We start from the raw sequence: 20,787 nt of genomic DNA on the forward strand, positions 1-20,787 counted from the left end.
GGCTTGTATGACTAACGCAGTCAATGTTGCGAAAGATGTCGCAAAGGATCAGGCGTATGTAGTTCCATTCGAGCAGTTGCGAATGACCGACGTGGAAATCGTCGGTGGCAAGAATGCGTCGCTCGGCGAAATGATCAGCCAGCTTTCCGAAGCCGGCGTTCGTGTGCCGACGGGCTTTGCCACAACTGCGCTCGCATTCCGCGACTTCCTCCAGCACAACGACCTGACCGAGCGCATCGCCAAGCGTCTCGAGACGCTCGACGTCGACGACGTGAAATCGCTCGCCGAAGCCGGCAAGGAAATCCGCCAGTGGATCGTCGACGCGCCGATGCAGCCGCGTCTCGAAGACGAAATCCGCCGTGGCTTCGAAGTTCTTCAGAACGGCTCGCCCGAAGAGCTCTCGTTCGCCGTGCGCTCGTCCGCGACCGCCGAGGACTTGCCGGACGCATCCTTCGCGGGCCAGCAGGAAAGCTATCTGAACGTGGTCGGCATCGAGGACGTCCTCGATCGCATGAAGCACGTGTTTGCATCGCTCTACAACGACCGCGCCATTTCCTATCGCGTCCACAAGGGCTTCACGCATGCGGAAGTCGCGTTGTCGGCGGGCGTGCAGCGCATGGTGCGCTCGGACGTCGGCGCGGCGGGCGTGATGTTCACCATCGACACGGAATCGGGCTTCAAGGAAACCGTGTTCATCACGTCGAGTTACGGCCTCGGTGAGACGGTCGTGCAGGGCGCGGTGAATCCGGACGAATTCCACGTTTTCAAGACCACGCTCGAACAGGGCAAGTATCCGATCATTCGCCGCTCGATCGGCTCGAAGCTCATCAAGATGGAATTCACGAAGGCGGGAGAAGCGGGCCGCGTGAAGACCGTCGACGTGCCGCACGAGCAGCGCAACCGCTTCTCGATCACCGACGAAGACGTGATCGAACTCGCGAAGTACGCGGTGATCATCGAGAAGCACTATCAGCGTCCGATGGACATCGAGTGGGGCAAGGACGGCCGCGACGGCAAGCTGTTCATCCTCCAGGCGCGCCCGGAAACGGTCAAGAGCCAGGCGTCCGGCAAGGCCGAGATGCGCTTCAAGCTCAAGGGGCAATCGAACGTGATCGTGACCGGCCGCGCGATCGGCCAAAAAATCGGCGCGGGCCCCGTGCGTGTGATCCACGATCCGTCGGAAATGGAACGCGTGCAGCCGGGCGACGTGCTCGTCGCCGACATGACCGACCCGAACTGGGAGCCGGTGATGAAGCGCGCATCGGCCATCGTGACGAATCGCGGCGGCCGTACGTGTCACGCGGCGATCATCGCGCGTGAGCTGGGCGTGCCGGCGGTGGTCGGTTGCGGCGACGCCACGGACTTGCTGAAGGACGGCGCGCTCGTCACGGTATCGTGCGCGGAAGGCGACGAAGGCAAGATCTACGACGGCCTGCTCGAAACGGAAGTGACCGAAGTGCAGCGCGGCGAGCTGCCGAAGATTCCGGTCAAGATCATGATGAACGTCGGCAATCCGCAACTCGCGTTCGACTTTTCGCAGTTGCCGAACGCGGGCGTGGGTCTCGCGCGGCTCGAGTTCATCATCAACAACAACATCGGCGTGCATCCGAAGGCGATTCTGGAGTATCCGAACGTCGACGCCGACCTGAAGAAGGCGGTCGAGAGCGTCGCGCGCGGTCATGCGTCGCCGCGTGCGTTCTATGTCGACAAGCTGACGGAGGGCATCGCCACGATCGCGGCGGCGTTCTATCCGAAGCCCGTCATCGTGCGTCTGTCGGACTTCAAGTCGAACGAGTACAAGAAGCTGATCGGCGGTTCGCGCTACGAGCCGGACGAAGAGAATCCGATGCTCGGCTTCCGCGGCGCGTCGCGCTACATCGCGGAAGACTTCGCCGAAGCGTTCCATATGGAATGCATCGCGCTGAAGAAGGTGCGCGAGGAGATGGGTCTGGACAACGTGCAGATCATGGTGCCGTTCGTGCGCACGCTGAAGCAGGCGGATCGCGTCGTCGAGTTGCTGAAGAAGTTCGGTCTCGAACGCGGCAAGAACGATCTGAAGCTCGTGATGATGTGCGAAGTGCCGTCCAACGCGATTCTCGCGGAGCAATTCCTCGAACGCTTCGACGGCTTCTCGATCGGCTCGAACGATCTCACGCAGCTGACGCTCGGCCTCGACCGCGATTCCGGCATGGAACTGCTCGCAGCCGACTTCGACGAGCGCGATGAAGCGGTGCTGTTCATGCTCAAGCGCGCGATCGAAACGTGTCTCAGGATGAACAAGTACGTCGGCATCTGCGGCCAGGGTCCGTCCGATCATCCGGACCTCGCGGAGTGGCTCGCGAAGCAGGGCATCGAATCGATGTCGCTGAATCCGGACACGATCATCGAGACATGGCAGCAACTGGCGAAGACCTTGTCAAAATAAGTCAGCAACGCCTTTCCGGATGCTTTCGGAAAGGCGCGAGCGTGCTATAAAAACACCCCGGACTTCTCCGGGGTGTTTTCGTTTGGAGGCTGGCGATGGTTACGAGTGGATTGATTTGGTGGACCGCGGCGGGCGCGTTGATCGTCGCGGAGTTGTTCACCGGTACGTTCTATCTGCTCATGATCGCGCTCGGGATGATCGCGGGCGGCATAGCTTACGTGTTCGGCGCGTTGCCGCATGTGCAGATGGGCGCGGCGGCCGTCATCGCGCTGATTGCCGTCGCGGTGCTGCGGCGCTCGCGCTTCGGCAGCTGGAAGCGGCGCGACGCGTCGCGGGATGCGGCCGTAAATCTCGACATCGGCGAGACGCTGGAAGTGGATCAATGGCGCGATGGCCATGCGCGTGCGATGTATCGCGGCGCGCAGTGGGACGTCGAACTCGCGCCGGGTGAAACCGAGGGCGCGCGGTACTACCGCATCACGGCGCTGGACGGGAACCGGCTGATCGTCGCGGCCAAACGCTAGACACGCTCGCTCAATAAGAAGGAGTTACACAATGTATTTCGCGCTCATCGTGCTCATCATCGCCATCGTGATCGTGGTGAACACGGTCAAGATCGTTCCTCAACAGCATGCCTGGGTGTTGGAACGATTCGGCCGCTATCATGCGACGCTCACGCCGGGTCTCAACATCGTGCTGCCGTTCATCGATCGAATCGCCTACAAGCATATGCTCAAGGAGATTCCGCTCGAAGTGCCGAGCCAGGTGTGCATCACGCGCGACAACACGCAGCTGCAAGTCGACGGCGTGCTGTATTTCCAGGTCACCGATGCGATGAAGGCGTCGTACGGTTCGAGCAACTTCGTGTTCGCGATCACGCAGCTTTCGCAGACGACGTTGCGTTCGGTCATCGGCAAGCTGGAGCTCGACAAGACGTTCGAGGAACGCGATTTCATCAACCAGAGCATCGTGAATGCGCTCGATGAAGCCGCGTCGAACTGGGGCGTGAAAGTACTGCGTTACGAGATCAAGGATCTGACGCCGCCGAAGGAAATCCTTCACGCTATGCAGGCGCAGATCACCGCGGAGCGCGAAAAGCGCGCCCTGATCGCCGCGTCCGAAGGCCGCAAGCAGGAGCAGATCAATCTCGCCGCGGGCGCGCGCGAAGCCGCGATCCAGAAGTCCGAGGGAGAGCGTCAGGCGGCCATCAATCAGGCGCAGGGCGAGGCATCGGCGATTCTCGCGGTAGCCGAGGCGAATGCGCAGGCGATCCAGAAAATCGGCACGGCGATTCAGACGACGGGCGGCATGGAAGCGGTGAACCTGAAGATCGCGGAACAGTATGTCGGCGCGTTCGGCAACATCGCGAAGACGGGCAACACGTTGATCGTGCCGGGCAACCTGTCCGATATGAGCTCGATGATCGCGTCGGCGTTGACCATCGTGAGGGGCGAGGGCGGCGGCATCATCAAGAAGAGCTGACGCGGCAAAGCAATCGGGGCGCTGAAAAAGCGCCCCGATTCGTTTAGCGCGAAGCCGTACGCATCAGCCGCCCGCGCTCGCGTTCCCAGTCGCGCTTCTTTTCGGTCTCGCGCTTGTCGTGCAGCTTCTTGCCCTTCGCCAGCCCGATCTCGCACTTCACGCGGCCGTCCTTGTAATGGAAGTTGAGCGGCACGAGCGTATGCCCGCGCTGCTCGACCTTTCCGATGAGCTTGTCGATCTGGTCGCGATGCAACAGCAGCTTGCGCGTGCGCACCGGATCCAGATTGGCGAATTTCGATGCCTCGGGCAGCGGACTGATATGCGTGCCGATCAGAAAGAGCTCGCCGTTCTTGATCACGACGTAGCCTTCCTTGATCTGTGCGCGGCCCGCTCGCAGCGCCTTGACTTCCCAGCCTTCGAGCACGAGACCGGCCTCGTAGCGCTCTTCGACGAAGTAATCGAAGAAGGCTTTTCTGTTGTCGATGATGCTCATGAATGGAAAGTGCCCAACTCGTTTAAAATCACGATTTTAGCAGCGCGCCGACAGGCATTCGAACTCCTGCCGCTTTATCTTGCGCGTTGCCGCCCAATTCAGCCACCGCTGCGCCCTATATGGCAGACGTCCAGAAAACCGTATTGATCCGCCATTCGGCGGAAGAAATGTTCGACCTCGTCACCGATGTCGCCGACTACCCTAATTTCCTCCCCTGGTGCGGCGGCGTCGAAATCGGCCGCCAGGACGAGAACGGCATGGAGGCGAAGATCGACATCAGCTTCAAGGGCATCAAGCAGCACTTCGCGACGCGTAACACGCAGAAGCGTCCGACCAACATCGATATGGAGTTCCTGAGCGGCCCTTTCAAGAAGTTCACCGGGTACTGGCGCTTCACGCCGCTACGCGCGGACGCGTGCAAGATCGAATTCGCGCTGCACTACGAATTCTCCAACGTGATCCTGGAAAAGCTGATCGGGCCGGTGTTCAGTCATATCGCCAACACGTTCGTCGATTCCTTCGTGAAGCGCGCCGATCAGCGCTATGGCAAGCCATGATGCATATCGACGTTTGCTACGGCCTGCCCGATCGCGCGTTTCTGAAGCGCGTCGATCTGCGCGAAGGCGCGACGGTGCGCGATGCCATCGACGCGAGCGGCGTGCTGAGCGCGTATCCGGAAATCGATCTGACGACGCAAAAGGTCGGCGTGTTCGGTAAGGTGAGGGCGCTCGACGCAGCGCTCGCCGACTTCGATCGCGTTGAGATTTATCGGCGGCTCAAGGTCGATCCGAAGGCTGCGCGCCAGCGCCGCGTCGACAAGTCGCGCAAGGCTGGTTCGATCGAAGGGCGCAAGTGGCAGTCGAAGGATTCGCGCTGAGCGGATTCAATGCGCGGGCGCTTCCTTCGCGCCCGCCGGCGCAGGCTCGAGCGTGTGTTGTCTGACCGACCAGAGCACGCCGACGAGCAGCAGCACGATCGCAAGCACTTCGGGCATGCGTGGCCAGCGGCCGTCGTAAACGAAAGCGTAGAGCAGGGCGAAGAGCGTTTCGAACACGATCATCTGGCCCGCGAGCGTGAGCGGCAGACGCTTTGCCGCCGCATTCCACAGCATGTTGCCGAGCCACGAACCGCCGGTTGCGAGCGCAAAACATACGATCCAGAACACGTGCCAGCGCGCGGCCGGCACGCTCGCCTGAACCGTGCCTGCGGGCAGCGTCCAGATGACGGCGCCCAGCACGAGGCCGAGCAGGCCCGTCACGATGCCCCACAGCACTGACCACTCGTTGCCGTCGAAGTGGCGATTCGCTTGCAGATAGCGTGCATTGACGACCGCGTACCACGTCCACGATGCGAGCGCGCCGAGGGCGCACGCGAGACCTGTCAGGCGCGTGAGCACGCTCGCCGCATGTTCGCTGCCGCCCGAGGATGAAAGCACGTCGCGAAACACATCCAGGTTGATGCACGCGATGCCGGCCAGCACCAGCAGCAAAGGCCCGACGAGCCGCCTGAGATCGATCGCGCCGTGGTCGCGCCGTCCGGCGAGCGTGACGGTCACGGGCAGAATCCCGACGATCAGCGACGAAGGCGCGACGCCCACGAGCTGCACCGCGCTCGCGAGCAGCATGTAGTAGAGCAGGTTGCCGACCAGAGCCAGCTTCACGAGCGCGATGAAGTCGGCGCGCGTGAGCTTGGCAAGGAGCCGTCGAGCGATCGGCAGCGCGACCGCGAGCGACACGGCGCCGTACATCAGATAACGTCCGACGCTCAGTGCAAGCGGCGAAAAATCCGGCAAGAGCCGTGGCGCGAGAAAGATGAAGCCCCAGATCGCGCCTGCTGCCATTCCGTAGATCACACCGCGCTGCATTGCCCGACTCCCGCTCGTTATTCATCTGACGGCGCGAAGCGTAGCACGCGGTCCCGGGCGGCCGTCTTGTCGAAAACTGCAACGGCGCGAGCGCCCGGCACGCGGGCGCAAACGGCGCGGATTTTGCGGCGGAACGGTCTAAGCTGCTGTTCGGGCAGTGAAAATGCAGGGAACTATCGGTATAATCTGCTTTTGCGCCCATAGGATTTGCCATGCGTCTGATCCAGAAAGCACTCACGTTCGATGACGTGCTCCTCGTGCCCGCGTTCTCCAGCGTTCTCCCGCGCGACACCAGCCTGAAATCACAGCTGACTCGCAACATTTCCCTGAACATGCCTCTCGTGTCCGCAGCCATGGACACGGTCACCGAAGGCCGGCTCGCCATCGCGATGGCGCAAATGGGCGGCATCGGCATCGTCCACAAGAATCTCACCGCCAAGGAACAGGCCCGCGAAGTCGCGAAAGTGAAGCGCTTCGAGTCGGGCGTCGTGCGCGATCCGATCACGGTTCCGCCGCAGATGCGCGTGCGCGACGTCATCGCGCTCACGCAGCAGCACGGCATTTCGGGCTTTCCGGTAGTCGAGGGCGCGCAGCTGATCGGCATCGTCACCAACCGCGATCTGCGTTTCGAAGAACGTCTCGACGAGCCGGTGCGCAACATCATGACGCCGCGCGAGCGTCTCGTGACGGTCAAGGAAGGCACGTCGCTCGCCGAGGCGAAAGCGTTGATGCACAGCCATCGCCTGGAGCGCGTGCTGGTCGTCAACGACGCGTTCGAACTGCGCGGCCTGATGACGGTGAAAGACATCACCAAGCAGACCGAAAACCCGGACGCCTGCAAGGACGAGGACGGCAAGCTGCGTGTGGGCGCGGCCGTGGGCGTCGGTCCGGACAATGAAGAGCGCGTGGACCTGCTGGCGCAAGCGGGCGTCGACGTGATCGTCGTCGATACCGCGCACGGCCACAGCCAGGGCGTGCTGGAGCGCGTGCGCTGGGTCAAGCAGAATTACCCGCGCGTGCAGGTCATCGGCGGCAATATCGCGACGGCGGCGGCGGCGAAATCGCTCGTCGAATACGGCGCGGACGCGGTGAAGGTCGGTATCGGCCCGGGCTCGATCTGCACGACGCGTATCGTTGCGGGCGTCGGTGTGCCGCAGATCACGGCGATCGCCAACGTCTCCGAAGCGCTGCGCGGCACCGGCGTGCCGGTCATCGCCGACGGCGGCGTGCGCTTCTCGGGCGACGTCTCGAAGGCGCTCGCGGCGGGCGCGAACGTCGTCATGATGGGCAGCATGCTCGCGGGCACCGAAGAATCCCCGGGCGACGTGTTCCTGTACCAGGGCCGTCAGTACAAGTCGTATCGCGGCATGGGCTCGGTCGGCGCGATGAAGGACGGCGCGGCGGACCGCTACTTCCAGGACAACTCGGCGAACATCGACAAGCTCGTGCCGGAAGGCATCGAAGGCCGCGTGGCCTACAAGGGCTCGGTCAACGCCATCCTGTTCCAGATCGTCGGCGGGGTGCGCGCGAGCATGGGCTATTGCGGTTGCCGCACCATCGCCGAGATGCACGAGAAGGCGGAATTCGTGCAGATCACGGCGGCGGGCATGCGCGAGTCGCACGTGCACGACGTGCAGATCACGAAGGAAGCACCCAACTATCACGTCGATTAATCGAGCGGAGCGATCATGAAACCGTTGCTGCGGGTCGTGCTCGTCATCAATGCCCTGATTTTTCTGGCGTTCGGTTTGCTGTTTTTGCTGACGCCGTGGGCGGGCTTGTACGGCGCGCTGCAACTGGATTCGATCCGCGTGGAACCGGTGTTCGCCGGGCAGTTGCTCGGCATCGCGCTCATCGGGCTTTCGTGGCTCGCGTTTCATGCGGCCGTCGATGGCGCGTTGACGGCCCGCGCCGCCCGCGTTTCGGGACACGTACAGTGGCTCTCGGGCGTCGTGGTGCTGGTCTGGCTGCTCGGGCTGCATGCGCCACAGGTCGATGGCTTCGGACAGATCAGCGCGGCGGTGGTCGGCGCCGTGCTGATCCTGCTCGGATTGGCGAGTGTGAGACTGTCGTCGGCGGTGCGCAGGCGTGAGCGCGCGGCGCTGGCCGGCGCGGCTTCGGCCCAGCGCGCCGAGACGAAGGCGGCGCAAAAGCGTGAGGATGTTCGCGCGAACGCCGCGGGCCCTTCAGCGCGCGTCGAGCCGATCGATACCGGCGTCCGTCCCGCGGCGCGCGCGCCGGATGCGACGGCCATCGACCCGGTGTCGGGTCGCGCGATCGATTCAACGGGGCGTCCGCTCGATCCCGCTTCGCCTATTTCCTCCGCCGCGGTGCGCGCGCATCCGGACGGCGCCGTCGATCCGGTTACGGGCGGCACGCTCGATCCGATAACGGGCCGCGCGATCGATCCGGTCACCGGCAAGCGCATCGAACCCGTGATCAGCGGCGAGATCGATCCGGTGACGGGGCGCAGAGTCGATCCGCTCGCGCCCGACGCACCGCGTTGAGGCCGTGGCGCATGCCGCAAGCCAGCAGCGGAAATACGCAGGACATATACGGTCGGCCTTTGCGCCGGCCGTCGATTTATATAAAGGCGGGCTGCGCGACATCGCGTCCCCGCAGCACAGACATTCATCGTTCACTTAGCCTTTGGCCGCAGCCATGCACGACAAAATCCTGATTCTCGATTTCGGCTCCCAAGTCACCCAGCTGATCGCACGGCGCATCCGCGAGTCACACGTCTACTCGGAAATCCACCCGTACGACGTCGACGAGACGTTCATCCGCGACTTCGCTCCGAAGGGCATTATCCTGTCGGGCGGTCCGAGCTCGGTCACCGAGGCGAAGTCGCCGCGCGCGCCGCAGATCGTTTTCGATCTCGGCGTGCCGGTGCTCGGCATCTGTTACGGCATGCAGACGATGGCCGATCAGCTCGGCGGCAAGGTCGAACTGGGCAACGTGCGTGAATTCGGCTATGCGGAGGTGCAGGCGCTGAATCACACGGGTTTCCTGGAAGGCATCGAAGATTTCAAGAGCGCGCAAGGCGAATCGATGCTCAAGGTGTGGATGAGCCACGGCGACAAGGTCGTCGACTTGCCCGCGGGCTTCAGACTGATGGCCTCGACGCCGTCGTGCCCGATCGCCGCAATGGCCGACGACGACCGCCGCTTCTACGGCCTGCAATGGCATCCGGAAGTCACGCACACCGTGCAGGGCCGCGCGATGCTCGAGCGCTTCGTGCTAGAACTGTGCGGCGCGAAGGCGGATTGGGAGATGGGCCATTACATCGACGAGGCCGTGGAGAAGATCCGCGCGCAGGTCGGCAGTGAGCACGTGATTCTCGGCCTGTCGGGCGGCGTCGATTCGTCGGTGGCTGCGGCGCTCTTGCATCGCGCGATCGGCGATCAGTTGACGTGCGTGTTCGTCGATCACGGCTTGCTGCGTCAGAACGAGGCGGAGCAGGTCATGTCGACGTTCGCGGATCATCTGGGCGTGAAAGTGATTCACGTCGACGCGAGCGAGGAATTTCTGCAGAAGCTCGCGGGCGTGACCGATCCGGAAGCGAAGCGCAAGATCATCGGCGCGGAGTTCGTCGAAGTGTTCCACAAGGAATCGGACAAGCTCACCGACGCCCGGTGGCTCGCGCAGGGCACGATCTATCCGGACGTGATCGAATCGGCGGGCAAGGGCAAGAAGGGCGCGCACACCATCAAGAGCCATCACAATGTCGGCGGGTTGCCGGAGACCCTCAATCTCAAGCTGCTCGAGCCCTTGCGCGAACTCTTCAAGGACGAAGTGCGCGAGCTTGGCGTGAAGCTCGGGCTGCCGCCTGCGATGGTGTATCGCCATCCGTTCCCGGGACCGGGCCTCGGCGTGCGGATTCTCGGCGAAGTGAAGCGCGAGTTTGCGGATCTGCTGCGTCGCGCCGATGCGATTTTTATCGAGACGCTGCGTAACACCATCGATCAGGAAACGGGCAAGTCGTGGTATGACCTCACGAGTCAGGCGTTCGCGGTGTTTCTGCCGGTAAAAAGCGTCGGCGTGATGGGCGATGGGCGGACGTATGAATACGTCGTCGCGCTGCGTGCGGTGCAGACGCTCGATTTCATGACCGCGCATTGGGCGCATCTGCCGCATGAGTTGCTCGGGCATGTGAGCAACCGCATCATCAATGAGGTGCGCGGGATCAATCGGGTGGTGTATGACATTTCGGGGAAACCGCCTGCGACAATCGAGTGGGAGTGAGCGGGCGTCCGACGTTCATCCCCACCGCCTGGTAGAAAGTGCCTCGAAGCCCACGTCAGAGTGGGCTTTTTTCGTTTTCAGGCCGTTGTTTCTGGCACGCCGAAGCAGAGTCGACCGCTTCGTCACGAACCAAAACAACCTCAACGCGCCTCACCCGGCGCCACCGATGGCAATCCCGGCGGCGGACCGCTGTCTGCGAGGTTGAACATCGGCATCGCGCTCGGACAATGAAAGCGCGCGAGTACATCGCTCGTGAGCGGATTGGCGACGCTGCCTGCAGCGATCAGATCCAGCGCCGCCTTGCGGCCGTCGAAGTCGAACACCACTCGCGTGCGCCCAAGCGTGGCAGTCGGCACGACTTGCCCGCGACGCAACAGACGCATCAACGCCCACGGGCCATCGGCGCTGATGGTCGACGTCTCCGCGCGAATACGCGGGCTTGCAGTCACTTCGACGTGCACGCCGCCGCGCGGCCCCGGCCAGGTGAATTTGAGTAGCGTGACGGGGCCATGCTGATACAGGGTGCTCTGCCCATCGATATCGATGCCCAGGTTCAATATGGTGGGATCGAGCTCGGGAACACGCAACTCGGCCTTCCACGCAACTTGCTTGCCCTGATCGCCGAAGAAGGCAGCGCGGATGGCGACCGCCTGCTGAAACGGTTCGAGATCCGGACCTCGTACCGGCTCCGTCGAACCGGGCAGGGTTTTGTATCGCCACGGCTGTGACGACGTATCCACGAAAGCAGCGAGATTCTTCGTAAAAAAATCGTCGATCAGGCCGCCTTGAGCGAACACGCGCGTGAAATCCTCCACGCTGATGTCACGGCTGCTCTCTGGCACGAACGGAAACGTGCCCTCGACCGCCAGGCGGCATGCATCGCCGACGACCGCCTGTGTCTGACGCGAAAGCAGTTGGCCGACGCCGCGATTCACTTCGACGGAACCCTGCGTGGCCAGTCCCAGCAACACTTCGCGGAAAGGCGCGGGCATCGTCGCGGCGGCCATTTTGAGTTTGGCCGATGCATCGCTCGGCGGCGGCAAGCCGCTATTGGCCAGCGCGTTGTCGGCGATCGTGAGCGCCGTGTAACTGTCGTTGAGCAGCGTCGTCACGCTGTCGAGTCCGGTCTTTCCGGCAGACGCGGCGGCAGGCGCATCGGTCTGGATCTGCGCACTTCCCGTCACCATCTCGCGTAGCGGCGCAAAGCGATCGTCGACCAGTTCGCGTTCAACTCGCTCTTGCGCGCGAAAACCGAACAACTTCGCTTTCTCATCGAGCTTGCTGCTCGTCCTGTCGATGAGCGTGCTGTCCGGGCCCGTGACCTTCTGCGTAAGTGTGGTTTCGCGTGCGACGGCCCGCGCGAGACGCGCCAGCGGCGAATCGGGCGCCGAGAACCGACGCAAGATCTGAAGATTGAACGCGAGGCTCGATCCGGTGACAGGCCGGATATCCGCGAGGAAGGTTTCCCATCGCTGCGCGTATTCGGTGAGATAAAGCCGGCGGATCGCATCGGTCAGACCGTCGTCCCCGCCCGCGGCGATAGGGGCACTTTCAAGCGTTTTTTTTTGAGCCGATGCGTAGTCTGTCAGATAGGATCGGCCCATGACCCAGGCATCGTCGTCGCGTGCGACTTGCACGAGCCCGGGCAGACGCTTGTCGAAGAGATTGCGATAGCCGTCGAATGTGAAGAGCCCCGGCACACCGCGCGAGAGCGGATCGCCGCTCGCGCGCGTGAACACCGTTCCCGCTTGGGGGCCCGCTGCACGCAACAGCGTGAAGTCATCCGGCGCGTCTTGCTGCATCGCGGCCTTCGCCCGTTCGTAGATCCGCTGCGTACCGTTGCTGGAATCGAGAAAGGCGCGAGCGCGTTCGATCAGCGCGTCGTTTCGGATGAGCGGCGACTGAACGATCTGGTTGCGCGAAAAGAGCTGTTGCGCATGCTCCAGCATCGAGGCGCGCGCGCCGAAGATTGTTGCGCTATCGGTTCGCGACCAGTCGTCGAGGACCCACGCGTCAAGTTCGTCGGCGTCGTACTTCGTGCGGTCGTGCAGCATCAGATAGACGCGCAACGCGGAGTAGGCCGTCTTCGTGTCCTTGTCCGCGATGGCCTTGGCGATGACCGCCTCCATGCGGCGCACGATCTGCGGAAGCAGCAGATTGCCCTCCAGCGCGCGGTAGGTTTGCGCGCTCGCAGTGACGACGCCCGGTGCGGCGTACAGGCCGTAGCGGAAGCTTGCATCGGGATCGACGAGATCGAGCCCGGTCCAGCTTGGCAGATTGCGTGCATCGGTGAGGATATCGGGGATCGCCTCCGGCTTCGGATCGCGATAAAGACGCGCGACGTTCGCAGAAAGCGTCTCGGTCTTCTTCGCGATGGCTTGCAGATAGTCGCTGTTGTTGCCAAAGCTCGTACGCAATCCGAAGGCAAGCCACACGAACGAAATGATCGCGATGGCATGCCCGCACAGACGCAACAGACGCGAGCGATATTCCCAGCGCAGGTTGGGATGCACCAGATGCGCTTCCGGAAGAATGACGCGGGAAAACAGGTCGCGCAGGAAATAACTATGCGCACTCGGCGACGAAGCCGCCCGATTCACCAGCGACGTTTTGAGCGGCGCGGCGAGCCGCTGCATGATGGTGAGCGGTTCGCCCGGCAGCGCAATTCCTTCCTGCATGGCGCTCGTGAAGTACACACCGCGCAGCATCGACTGATGCTGTGTGTCGTCGTAGCGCGAATCGAGGAACGTTTGAGCGAGCAGATCGCAGAGCGGCGCAGTCAGTGCGGTGAACGCTTCGGGCAGGGCGGCGAGTTGCCGTCGACGCTCGACGTCGTATTCGTCCTCGAGACGCGTATTGACGCCCGCTGCAATGCGAACGGCAAGTTCAGTCAGTTCCTGCGCGCAGCGTTCAGCGAATGACGGCTCCGCAAGCGGCAACGTGAATCCCCAAATCTGCGCGCGATGCTCCTCGGTCAGCGAGGCGAAGTAGGCATCGAATCCTGCCAGCCGATCCATCTGCGTGACGATCAGATAGACGGGAAAGCGGATTCCGAGGGTCGAACGCAAATCGGTGAGTCGTGCGCGCAGCGCAGAAGCTTCGGCCGCGCGCGTCGCCGGATCGGGATCGGTCAGGAGTTCGAGCTTGATGGTCAACAACGCGCCGTTTATCGGCGTGCGCGGGCGCTTGCGGCGCAAGAGCGCCAGAAAGCCCAGCCATTCGTCAGTGTCGGCCTGACGCCGATAGGCCGCATCGTCGAGATCGACCGATCGCCTTTCTGCGCGCCGCACGCTCGCATGATTTCGCGCCATCTTGTCGTCGCCGGTGAGCGCCGTCTGCATGACGGGCTCCGGCAACTCGTAGCCCGACTTGCCAGGATGGATGTAGTAGCCGGCGGTGTCGATGAATACCGCATCGTTGGTCAGCCACCACTCCACCGCCGAGCCTGATGACTGCTCCGATGACGTGCCGATCGAAGCGAGGCTTCGTGGTGCAATGTCCGCCGATACCGGAAGGCCCGCGTTGAGTATGACGCGCGTCTTCCCCGAACCCGTCGACCCCAGCGCGATGTACCACGGCAATTGATACAAGTGACGCGTGCCCTGAAACAGGCGCGTCACGCCGTGCGTGCCGGAACGCATGCGTTTGAGTCGCGCAAGCGCGGCGTTCATGCGCGCCTCGATCTCTTTCAGACGTGCGGCCGCGGGGGAGTCGAACTTTCGGTTGTCGAAGGCGAGTGCCTTGTTCAGGAACTGCGGATCGCGGCGCATGCGCTGCCAGAGACTGTGAAGACCCCACATCGCAAAGAGCGCGATGACCACGACAATCGCGATCACGCGCGCTTCGGCGGAAGCGAACGGTTTCGCTTCGCCGAAGCTCAGCAGAGGCGCGGCATGCCATATCAACAGACACAGCAGCGCGCCAAAGACGATCGCCGTCGACCAACCGTTGATCCACAGCAACGCGCCGCACAGCAACAAGGCGATGAGCACGACCCTTAACGCGATGCTTTCCAGGGGCCTCAATCCACCGAACGCGACGTAGGGGCCGAGGAACCATACGCCCAGCACGGCCAGGATGAACGCGACGGCCGCAAGAAACCAGCGCGAGCGCAGAAACGACAACAACTTCTTCATTCTTCAAGTTCCGTTCGGCGAAAGGGGGCGCTAGGAGAGGGCGAAAGGCAGACAACGCGCGCTAAGGCGTCACGTTGATGGCGACGCGACGGTTCAGCGCCCGGCCTTGCGCGGTGGCGTTGTCTCCGATGGGATCGGCCTCGCCCTTGCCGACGGCTTCCAGGCGGCCGGCCGGAACACCCGACATCTGCAGCATCTGCATCACCTGCGTGGCTCGTTCCAGAGAAAGGGCATCGTTGGAAGCGAACTGGCGGCTCTTGATGGGCACGTTGTCCGTATAGCCCGTGATCGACACTTTGCCCGGCACCTTCGCCAGTTCGCGCGCGATCTTCGCGATGAGCGGTGCCATCGATGCATTGACGCTGACGCCGCCCGGCGGGAACATCGCGTCGCCGCGAAAGGTGACGGCGCTGTGTCGGGCGTCTTCATCGACACTGACTGTGCCCACGGCGATCTCGTCTTTCAGGAGTTCGAGCAAGCGCGGCAGGCGCGGAGCGGGCGGCGGCGCCATCCTGCCGATATCGACGATCTGCTTCTCGACGTTCGTGCCCTGCGCGAGCAGGTGATATTTGAACCAGCCGAACAATACAAGCAGAACAACGCCGGACAACGCGAATGAAATCCACACCGGAAAGTCGTAGAACGACAGGCGCTTGCCCCGCGCATCGGAGTGCGCGTGCGGCGACAACGCAACGGGAACCGCTTGTCGGTTGGCCTGGATTTCATGGTAGAGGCGCTGTCGCACGGCGTCATGCTTGCGTGCGCCGTCCGCCTCTTGTCGATAGCGGCCCATGAAGCCGAGGCTCAGGATGCGGAAGATCACTTCGAGCAGATCGAGATGCTCATGCGATTGACTCATCAGCCGGCCGATCAGCATGTAGATTTTTTCGCCGCCCTTCGGGTCTTCATGAAACTGGATGGCGAGGCTATTCTTGATCCATGCGGCACCCGAATCGCCTTTGCCCCATGCGGATTGCATGGCCGCTTCATCGAGCGCCGTACATAGGCAATAGCGCGCACCGAGCATATGTTCGCGTCGCAAGTTGGCTTGCTCGCACAAGCGCTGGAAGTTTCCGACTTCTTCCTCGAGCAGCGCGTGCAGCGCGTCGATCTGCTTGTTCGACAACGTGTCAGGCATCTCGGCGAGCGCGCGCAAGAGGGGGCGCGCCGCTTCAAGCAGCGGATTGCGTGCCTGCTTGATGGCGCTCAGGCGCGCGAAAGCCTGTTCGCCCGGCGGAATCTGGCTGAGCAATGCCGCACCGCGCCCGGGTTGCGCTGTGTCTTCCGTGTTCAACGGCGTGATCGCCGGTGCATCCATATTCACGTTCGTCCCCCGACTTCATCGTGATGTCTTTGCTCAACCACGTACGCCCCACAGTTGCAGCTGTAACGACGGGAACTCGCCCGCGACGTGCAATCCGATGCCACCGTGCTTCGTCACCATGTCCCAAAGCGGTCCGCCTTGCGCAATTTCGTAATAGACGAACCCAGCATTGAATGGAATCTGACGCGGCGGAACTGGCATGGACTGAATCGGAATGCCAGGCAAATGCCCGCGCACGAGATCCGGAAGGCGTTCCGACGGACCCACCTTGGCCTTGTTGACGAACTGTTGCGCTAGTGCATCGAGCGGCATCTGCGCCGACGCCGCAAGCACCAGCGCCGAAAAACTCCGCAACTCGGCGGGTTCGATGGAAGCGTTCTTTACGCCGTAACCCGCATCGACCAATGCGATGCCTTGCGCGCTGCGTACGAGCACCGCATTGAGCAGCCATTGCGTATCGTCGAAGAGCGGGCGAAGACAAACGTGCGGCTGCTCGTGCTGATACGGCGGATGCGAGTCGAGCGGACGGCGCGTACTGGGCCGTACATACGTCGATAGCTCACCGGCCATGCTCAGCAGCACCGCGTAAAGTTCGGCGGGAGAGGTCGTCGGGATGCGACGCAGATGTTGCAACAAAGGCTCGTAGCGATTGAGTGTTTGCAGAAGCAGGTAATCCGATGCTTCCGCCACCGATCCCGCTTTTCCGTCGCTGCCGGTGAGTCGTTCGGCGAGCCGATTCGCGCGCATGCGCGCAAGCTCGTGGATGTCGCCGAGCCAGTTGCTGAGCAACGGACTCGCACCATAACCCGAGACGGGCGGTATGAGCGTCGTGTCGAGTTCGACGCTGCCGTCCGCGCGCAAGGCTTTGATCCTGGTGAGCGGCAAGCCGATCCACGCGTCCGTCAGTTCCTTGCGCGGCAGCAGCCGCAAGCGAAGGTTCGACAACTGCACGGTCTTGAATCCCTGTCCGATGGAGTTGGCGTCGCGTACTTCGGTATCGAAGACGGCATAGCGGGCGAGCGAATCGGCGGCGTTCTCGAACGTCGTTTCTTCGCCGTTCGGCACGCGGATCGGCACGGCGAGATAGATGACCTGGTCGAGATGTTCCTGGCGAATGGTCAGCGGCGCGGGCGGCGGCGTGCTGCCCGGCATATCGAAAGGCGTGCCATCGGCGAACACGCCGCTCGCCGACTTGACGATGACCTTGCCCAGGGCGAGCGCTTCCTCATCGATCTCGTAACGCGAGAAGCCGAAGAAGAAGGGCGAAAGCGGCGCGGCCCGCTTGTGTGCGAAATGCTCCAGATAGCGCTCTTGCTGCTGGAACAACTGCGGGCGCAGAAACAGGCCTTCGCTCCAGGTGATTTTGTTATGCCAGCTCATACGGAGAGTACTTATCGGGTTTGTGATTGCGCATCGCTGATGGCGATCGCATTGGCGCCGACATCGACGATGAGTTTGAGTTTCGGCGCGCGGCGATACCACGCGGCCGTAGGAGTCGCAGGCAGCGGCCAGGTGGCGCGCCATACGGAGTTGGGCAAATCCCGATAGCTTGCGATGACGCCGAGCGCCGTGCTGGTATCGCTCGCGTTGCGGGCGATCGTCTTGCTCTCACCGGGACGCAGCAGGAACTGGTCGCGCGCGACGAGGTCGTCGGCGAGCACGGTCTTATCCTTGTCTTGCAGAGAATAGAAGTCGGCTTGATCGAATGTGTCCGCGTTCTTCAGTTCGTACACGCGCACGAGAATGGGTGCAGGCCGCTTTTGGTCGTCGGGGTTGACGATCGAGACGGCGTTGATCGATACGGTCAGTCTCAGCGGTTCGCGCAATACGGGCGCGCTGCTCGTGCAGGCGGCAAGCATCGACAAAGACAGATAAAGAGAAGGGCGGATCGACAGAAGGCGCATGGAAAGATTGCGGGCGCTGAACCCCGCGAAGGTGCTGAAACGGGGCTCAGCCAAGAAACGGCGACGAAACGAGGAATTAAACGTCCATGTTGCCCTTGATATCGAACGCCGCGGTCACCGCACCGCCGCTGCCGCCTTGCGCATTCTGCACGATGTACTCCTGCTTGACCTTGGAGAAGGAGAGGCGGACTTGCTCGTTAAGGGCCGTATCGCTACGGCTTCCGGACGGTTGGACGTGGGTGACGATCACGTCGCTCATGGTGATCTTCAGATACTCGAGCGGACTGCCGCCCGCCTTGCGCACGGTCAGCACGGCCTGATCGATGTGCTTGCCTGTCAGGCAGTACTTCATCAGATTCGGACTGGCCCGGTCGACGAAGTGTTCAAACGCGAGATCTTCGACTGTCGCCTTGCCCGCACCGCCCCCGCTGCCGGAGTGCATCGAGGAATTCTGCGATGCGGCCCATCCCCAGTGGGTTACTTCGATTTCGCCCTTGTGCGACGCGTCTTGCGATTCGCCGTCGATTCCGTTGATCTTCAGAAAGAAGTCCATGGTCATGGTTTATTGCTCCATTAGTGTGTGAGCGGGTTGGTGAAATCAAACCTTGGATGCCGCAGCAAATGAAATAGCGGCATCCTTTTTTCCGAGCCATCAGGTGCCTGAGCGTCCGATCATCAGCTTCATGGAAGAATTGCGAAGCGTTCGATCGGAACGGACCAAATTCAGTTGTCGCAGCATCTCGCCATACAGGGTGAAGCGCTCATGCGCGAGCCTCCGCGGCGATCAACGTTCCAATCAAGCGGTGTCTTTCACGGACGGCAAGCGCGCCACCAGTCGCAACGACACCGTCAAACCTTCGAGCTGGAAATGCGGGCGCAGGAAGAACTTGGCCGAGTAATAGCCTGGGTTGCCTTCGACCTCTTCCACCACCACCTCAGCGGCCGCGAGCGGACGGCTCGCTTTGGTGTCTTGTGACGAATTGGCCGGATCGGCGTCGACGTAATTCATGATCCAGCCGTTGAGCCACTGCTGCATCTCCTCGCGCTCGCGGAAGCTGCCGATCTTGTCGCGCACGATGCACTTGAGGTAATGCGCAAAGCGCGAGCACGCAAAAAGATAAGGCAGACGCGCCGAAAGATTCGCATTGGCGGTCGCATCCGCGTCGTAGTATTCGGCGGGTCGCTGCAACGACTGCGCGCCGATGAAGGTCGCGTGATCGGTGTTCTTGCGATGAATCAGCGGAATGAAGCCGTTCTTCGAGAGTTCCGCTTCACGGCGGTCCGAGATGGCGATCTCGGTCGGGCACTTCATGTCGATGCCCCCGTCGTCGGTGGGGAAGGAGTGGCACGGCAAGTTTTCCACCGTGCCGCCCGATTCCACGCCGCGAATCAGCGAACACCAACCGTACTGCTTGAACGAACGGTTGATGTTCACGCCCATCGCGTATGCGGCGTTCGCCCACGCATAATTGCCATGATCGGCGCCGTTGGTCTCTTCCTCGAAGTCGAATTCATCGACCGGATTGGTTTTCGCGCCATAAGGCAGCCGCGAAAGGAAGCGCGGCATGGCAAGTCCGATGTAGCGCGCATCTTCGGTGCTGCGCAACGAATTCCAGGGCGCGTATTCCAGGTTCTGCGCAAAAATCTTGGTCAGATCGCGCGGATTGGCGAGTTCCTGCCATGATTCCATTTGCAACACCGAAGGCGATGCGCCCGAAATGAACGGCGTATGCGCGGCCGCCGCCACCTTGGCGATAGAACCGAGCAAATCGACGTCGCGCGGCGTGTGGTCGAAGTAGTAATCAGCGACGAGACAGCCATAGGGTTCACCACCGAGCTGTCCGTACTCTTCCTCGTAGATCTGCTTGAAGAGCGGACTCTGGTCCCACGCGATGCCCTTGTAGCGCTTCATCGTGCGACGAAGTTCGTCCTTCGCGACGTCCATGAAGCGAATTTTCAGGCGCTCGTCAGTCTCCGTGTTCGAGACCAGATGGTGCAGCCCGCGCCATGCCGACTCGAGCTTCTGAAAATCCCCGTTATGGATAATCAGGTTAATCTGTTCGGATAACTTATGATCTATCTGAGCGATAATGGCTTCGATGCTCTTGTAAGCGTCGTCGCTCACGACGATCGACTGCTCCAGCGCCTGCTCGGCGAGCGTCCGCACCGCCAGTTCAACGGATTCGCGCGCATGCTCGGTCTTGGGGCGGAATTCCTGTTCGAGCAGTTGCGCGAACTCGTTGTGCGTGGCGTGTGCCTGAGTCTGTGTGACTGCTGTGCGTGCTTGTGCCTGGTTGGCTGCCATAGGTATCCTCTTGTTCGTTCGATCCGGTCAAACCGCGGAACTGCCGTAGCAGTCGCGATTAGTTGAGCGTGGGCCCGGCGTCTTCGCCGTCCGCTATGGCCTTGGGCTTGGGTGCCGCAGCCAGCGATTTGAGCAGCGCCGGATCGGCAAGCAGCGAGCTGACGAGGGATTCGGCACCCGACTTGCCGTCCATGTAAGTCTGCAAGTTGGCAAGCTGCGTGCGCGCTTCGAGCAATTGACGCAGCGAATCCACCTTCTGCGCAACCGCCGCGGGAGAGAAGTCCTCGATACTTTCGAAAGTCATATCGACCATCAGCTGACCCTCTCCCGTGAGCGTGTTCGGCACCGAGAATGCGACGCGTGGCTTGATTGCCTTCATGCGTTCATCGAAATTATCGATATCGATGTCGAGAAAACGCCGATCCGACACCGCGGGCAGTGGTTCGACGGGCTTGCCGGAGAGATCGGCGAGAACGCCCATTACAAAGGGCAGTTCGATCTTCTTCTCGGAACCATAGACCTCGACGTCGTATTCGATCTGCACGCGCGGCGCGCGGTTTCTAGCAATGAACTTCTGCGAACTGTTGTTGCTGGACTGGGACATGCGTG

At 62.1% G+C, this 20,787-nt stretch carries 17 protein-coding genes; 8 read left to right on the forward strand and 9 right to left on the reverse strand.

Translation table 11 applies throughout. The features are described 5' to 3' along the window. Window positions 1-7: 7 nt before the first annotated feature. From ppsA to NCS28_RS06000, 3 genes are all read left to right on the forward strand, one after another. The gene (gene ppsA, locus NCS28_RS05990) at window positions 8-2,425 is read left to right on the forward strand and encodes a phosphoenolpyruvate synthase (RefSeq protein WP_250512920.1); all 2,418 of its coding nucleotides are present in this window, start codon (window positions 8-10) and stop codon (window positions 2,423-2,425) included. 95 nt (window positions 2,426-2,520) lie between these two features. Next, complete coding sequence (locus tag NCS28_RS05995; protein ID WP_250512921.1) at window positions 2,521-2,949, forward strand: NfeD family protein; 429 nt, start codon at window positions 2,521-2,523, stop codon at window positions 2,947-2,949. Between the two features lie 31 nt (window positions 2,950-2,980). Then, entirely contained in the window at window positions 2,981-3,907 is a 927-nt protein-coding gene (locus NCS28_RS06000) for an SPFH domain-containing protein (protein WP_250512922.1), read from the forward strand. A gap of 43 nt (window positions 3,908-3,950) precedes the next feature. On the opposite strand, the gene smpB is transcribed toward NCS28_RS06000, so the two are convergent. After that, window positions 3,951-4,400 (reverse strand): SsrA-binding protein SmpB, encoded by a 450-nt coding sequence (smpB, locus tag NCS28_RS06005; RefSeq protein WP_061117552.1) that lies wholly within the window; start codon window positions 4,398-4,400, stop codon window positions 3,951-3,953. Window positions 4,401-4,519: 119 nt separating this feature from the next. Between smpB and NCS28_RS06010 the strand changes: the two genes are divergently transcribed. Both NCS28_RS06010 and NCS28_RS06015 read left to right on the forward strand, forming a co-directional pair. Then, complete coding sequence (locus NCS28_RS06010; protein ID WP_061168572.1) at window positions 4,520-4,957, forward strand: type II toxin-antitoxin system RatA family toxin; 438 nt, start codon at window positions 4,520-4,522, stop codon at window positions 4,955-4,957. Beyond that, window positions 4,954-5,277, forward strand: a complete 324-nt coding sequence (locus NCS28_RS06015; protein ID WP_250512923.1) for an RnfH family protein — start codon at window positions 4,954-4,956, stop codon at window positions 5,275-5,277. Before NCS28_RS06010 ends, NCS28_RS06015 begins: the two co-directional genes overlap by 4 nt. A 6-nt stretch (window positions 5,278-5,283) precedes the next feature. Here the strand turns inward: NCS28_RS06015 and NCS28_RS06020 are convergent, their stop codons facing one another. Continuing rightward, window positions 5,284-6,264, reverse strand: a complete 981-nt coding sequence (locus NCS28_RS06020; protein WP_250512924.1) for a DMT family transporter — start codon at window positions 6,262-6,264, stop codon at window positions 5,284-5,286. Between the two features lie 212 nt (window positions 6,265-6,476). Between NCS28_RS06020 and guaB the strand changes: the two genes are divergently transcribed. The 3 genes from guaB to guaA all read left to right on the forward strand — a co-directional run bounded on the left by guaB (window position 6,477) and on the right by guaA (window position 10,509). Beyond that, entirely contained in the window at window positions 6,477-7,937 is a 1,461-nt protein-coding gene (guaB, locus tag NCS28_RS06025; RefSeq protein WP_250512925.1) for an IMP dehydrogenase, read from the forward strand. Between the two features lie 15 nt (window positions 7,938-7,952). Beyond that, complete coding sequence (locus NCS28_RS06030) at window positions 7,953-8,771, forward strand: hypothetical protein (RefSeq protein WP_250512926.1); 819 nt, start codon at window positions 7,953-7,955, stop codon at window positions 8,769-8,771. Window positions 8,772-8,925: 154 nt separating this feature from the next. Next, complete coding sequence (gene guaA / locus NCS28_RS06035) at window positions 8,926-10,509, forward strand: glutamine-hydrolyzing GMP synthase (protein ID WP_250512927.1); 1,584 nt, start codon at window positions 8,926-8,928, stop codon at window positions 10,507-10,509. A 140-nt stretch (window positions 10,510-10,649) separates the two neighbouring features. Here the strand turns inward: guaA and tssM are convergent, their stop codons facing one another. The 7 genes from tssM to tssB form a co-directional block, all read right to left on the reverse strand. Further along, a complete protein-coding gene (gene tssM, locus NCS28_RS06040; RefSeq protein ID WP_250512928.1) occupies window positions 10,650-14,645 on the reverse strand; it encodes a type VI secretion system membrane subunit TssM in 3,996 nt (1,331 codons plus the stop codon). 61 nt (window positions 14,646-14,706) lie between these two features. Continuing rightward, window positions 14,707-15,963: a type VI secretion system protein TssL, long form gene (tssL, locus tag NCS28_RS06045; protein ID WP_250512929.1), complete on the reverse strand. Its 1,257-nt coding sequence runs from the start codon at window positions 15,961-15,963 to the stop codon at window positions 14,707-14,709. 39 nt (window positions 15,964-16,002) lie between these two features. Continuing rightward, window positions 16,003-17,349, reverse strand: a complete 1,347-nt coding sequence (gene tssK / locus NCS28_RS06050) for a type VI secretion system baseplate subunit TssK (protein WP_250512930.1) — start codon at window positions 17,347-17,349, stop codon at window positions 16,003-16,005. Window positions 17,350-17,360: 11 nt separating this feature from the next. After that, entirely contained in the window at window positions 17,361-17,873 is a 513-nt protein-coding gene (tssJ, locus tag NCS28_RS06055; protein ID WP_250512931.1) for a type VI secretion system lipoprotein TssJ, read from the reverse strand. Window positions 17,874-17,949: 76 nt separating this feature from the next. Beyond that, on the reverse strand, window positions 17,950-18,432 hold the full coding sequence (locus tag NCS28_RS06060; RefSeq protein ID WP_250512932.1) for an Hcp family type VI secretion system effector: 483 nt from the start codon (window positions 18,430-18,432) through the stop codon (window positions 17,950-17,952). A 237-nt stretch (window positions 18,433-18,669) separates the two neighbouring features. Next, window positions 18,670-20,178 (reverse strand): type VI secretion system contractile sheath large subunit, encoded by a 1,509-nt coding sequence (tssC, locus tag NCS28_RS06065; protein WP_250512933.1) that lies wholly within the window; start codon window positions 20,176-20,178, stop codon window positions 18,670-18,672. A 58-nt stretch (window positions 20,179-20,236) separates the two neighbouring features. Next, window positions 20,237-20,782: a type VI secretion system contractile sheath small subunit gene (gene tssB / locus NCS28_RS06070; protein WP_250512934.1), complete on the reverse strand. Its 546-nt coding sequence runs from the start codon at window positions 20,780-20,782 to the stop codon at window positions 20,237-20,239. Between the last annotated feature and the right edge of the window lie 5 nt (window positions 20,783-20,787).

Origin of the sequence: Caballeronia sp. INDeC2 (assembly GCF_023631325.1) — a bacterium.
GTDB lineage: Bacteria > Pseudomonadota > Gammaproteobacteria > Burkholderiales > Burkholderiaceae > Caballeronia.

Excerpts from the sequence above, each read along its gene's own strand:
- NCS28_RS06030 (WP_250512926.1), top strand. The coding sequence starts at position 7,953 with ATGAAACCGTTGCTGCGGGTCGTGCTCGTCATCAATGCCCTGATTTTT.
- tssB (WP_250512934.1), bottom strand. The coding sequence starts at position 20,782 with ATGTCCCAGTCCAGCAACAACAGTTCGCAGAAGTTCATTGCTAGAAAC.
- guaB (WP_250512925.1), top strand. The coding sequence starts at position 6,477 with ATGCGTCTGATCCAGAAAGCACTCACGTTCGATGACGTGCTCCTCGTG.
- ppsA (WP_250512920.1), top strand. The coding sequence starts at position 8 with ATGACTAACGCAGTCAATGTTGCGAAAGATGTCGCAAAGGATCAGGCG.
- NCS28_RS06000 (WP_250512922.1), top strand. The coding sequence starts at position 2,981 with ATGTATTTCGCGCTCATCGTGCTCATCATCGCCATCGTGATCGTGGTG.
- guaA (WP_250512927.1), top strand. The coding sequence starts at position 8,926 with ATGCACGACAAAATCCTGATTCTCGATTTCGGCTCCCAAGTCACCCAG.
- NCS28_RS06015 (WP_250512923.1), top strand. The coding sequence starts at position 4,954 with ATGATGCATATCGACGTTTGCTACGGCCTGCCCGATCGCGCGTTTCTG.
- tssJ (WP_250512931.1), bottom strand. The coding sequence starts at position 17,873 with ATGCGCCTTCTGTCGATCCGCCCTTCTCTTTATCTGTCTTTGTCGATG.
- tssK (WP_250512930.1), bottom strand. The coding sequence starts at position 17,349 with ATGAGCTGGCATAACAAAATCACCTGGAGCGAAGGCCTGTTTCTGCGC.
- tssM (WP_250512928.1), bottom strand. The coding sequence starts at position 14,645 with ATGAAGAAGTTGTTGTCGTTTCTGCGCTCGCGCTGGTTTCTTGCGGCC.
- smpB (WP_061117552.1), bottom strand. The coding sequence starts at position 4,400 with ATGAGCATCATCGACAACAGAAAAGCCTTCTTCGATTACTTCGTCGAA.
- NCS28_RS05995 (WP_250512921.1), top strand. The coding sequence starts at position 2,521 with ATGGTTACGAGTGGATTGATTTGGTGGACCGCGGCGGGCGCGTTGATC.
- tssC (WP_250512933.1), bottom strand. The coding sequence starts at position 20,178 with ATGGCAGCCAACCAGGCACAAGCACGCACAGCAGTCACACAGACTCAG.
- tssL (WP_250512929.1), bottom strand. The coding sequence starts at position 15,963 with ATGGATGCACCGGCGATCACGCCGTTGAACACGGAAGACACAGCGCAA.
- NCS28_RS06020 (WP_250512924.1), bottom strand. The coding sequence starts at position 6,264 with ATGCAGCGCGGTGTGATCTACGGAATGGCAGCAGGCGCGATCTGGGGC.
- NCS28_RS06010 (WP_061168572.1), top strand. The coding sequence starts at position 4,520 with ATGGCAGACGTCCAGAAAACCGTATTGATCCGCCATTCGGCGGAAGAA.
- NCS28_RS06060 (WP_250512932.1), bottom strand. The coding sequence starts at position 18,432 with ATGACCATGGACTTCTTTCTGAAGATCAACGGAATCGACGGCGAATCG.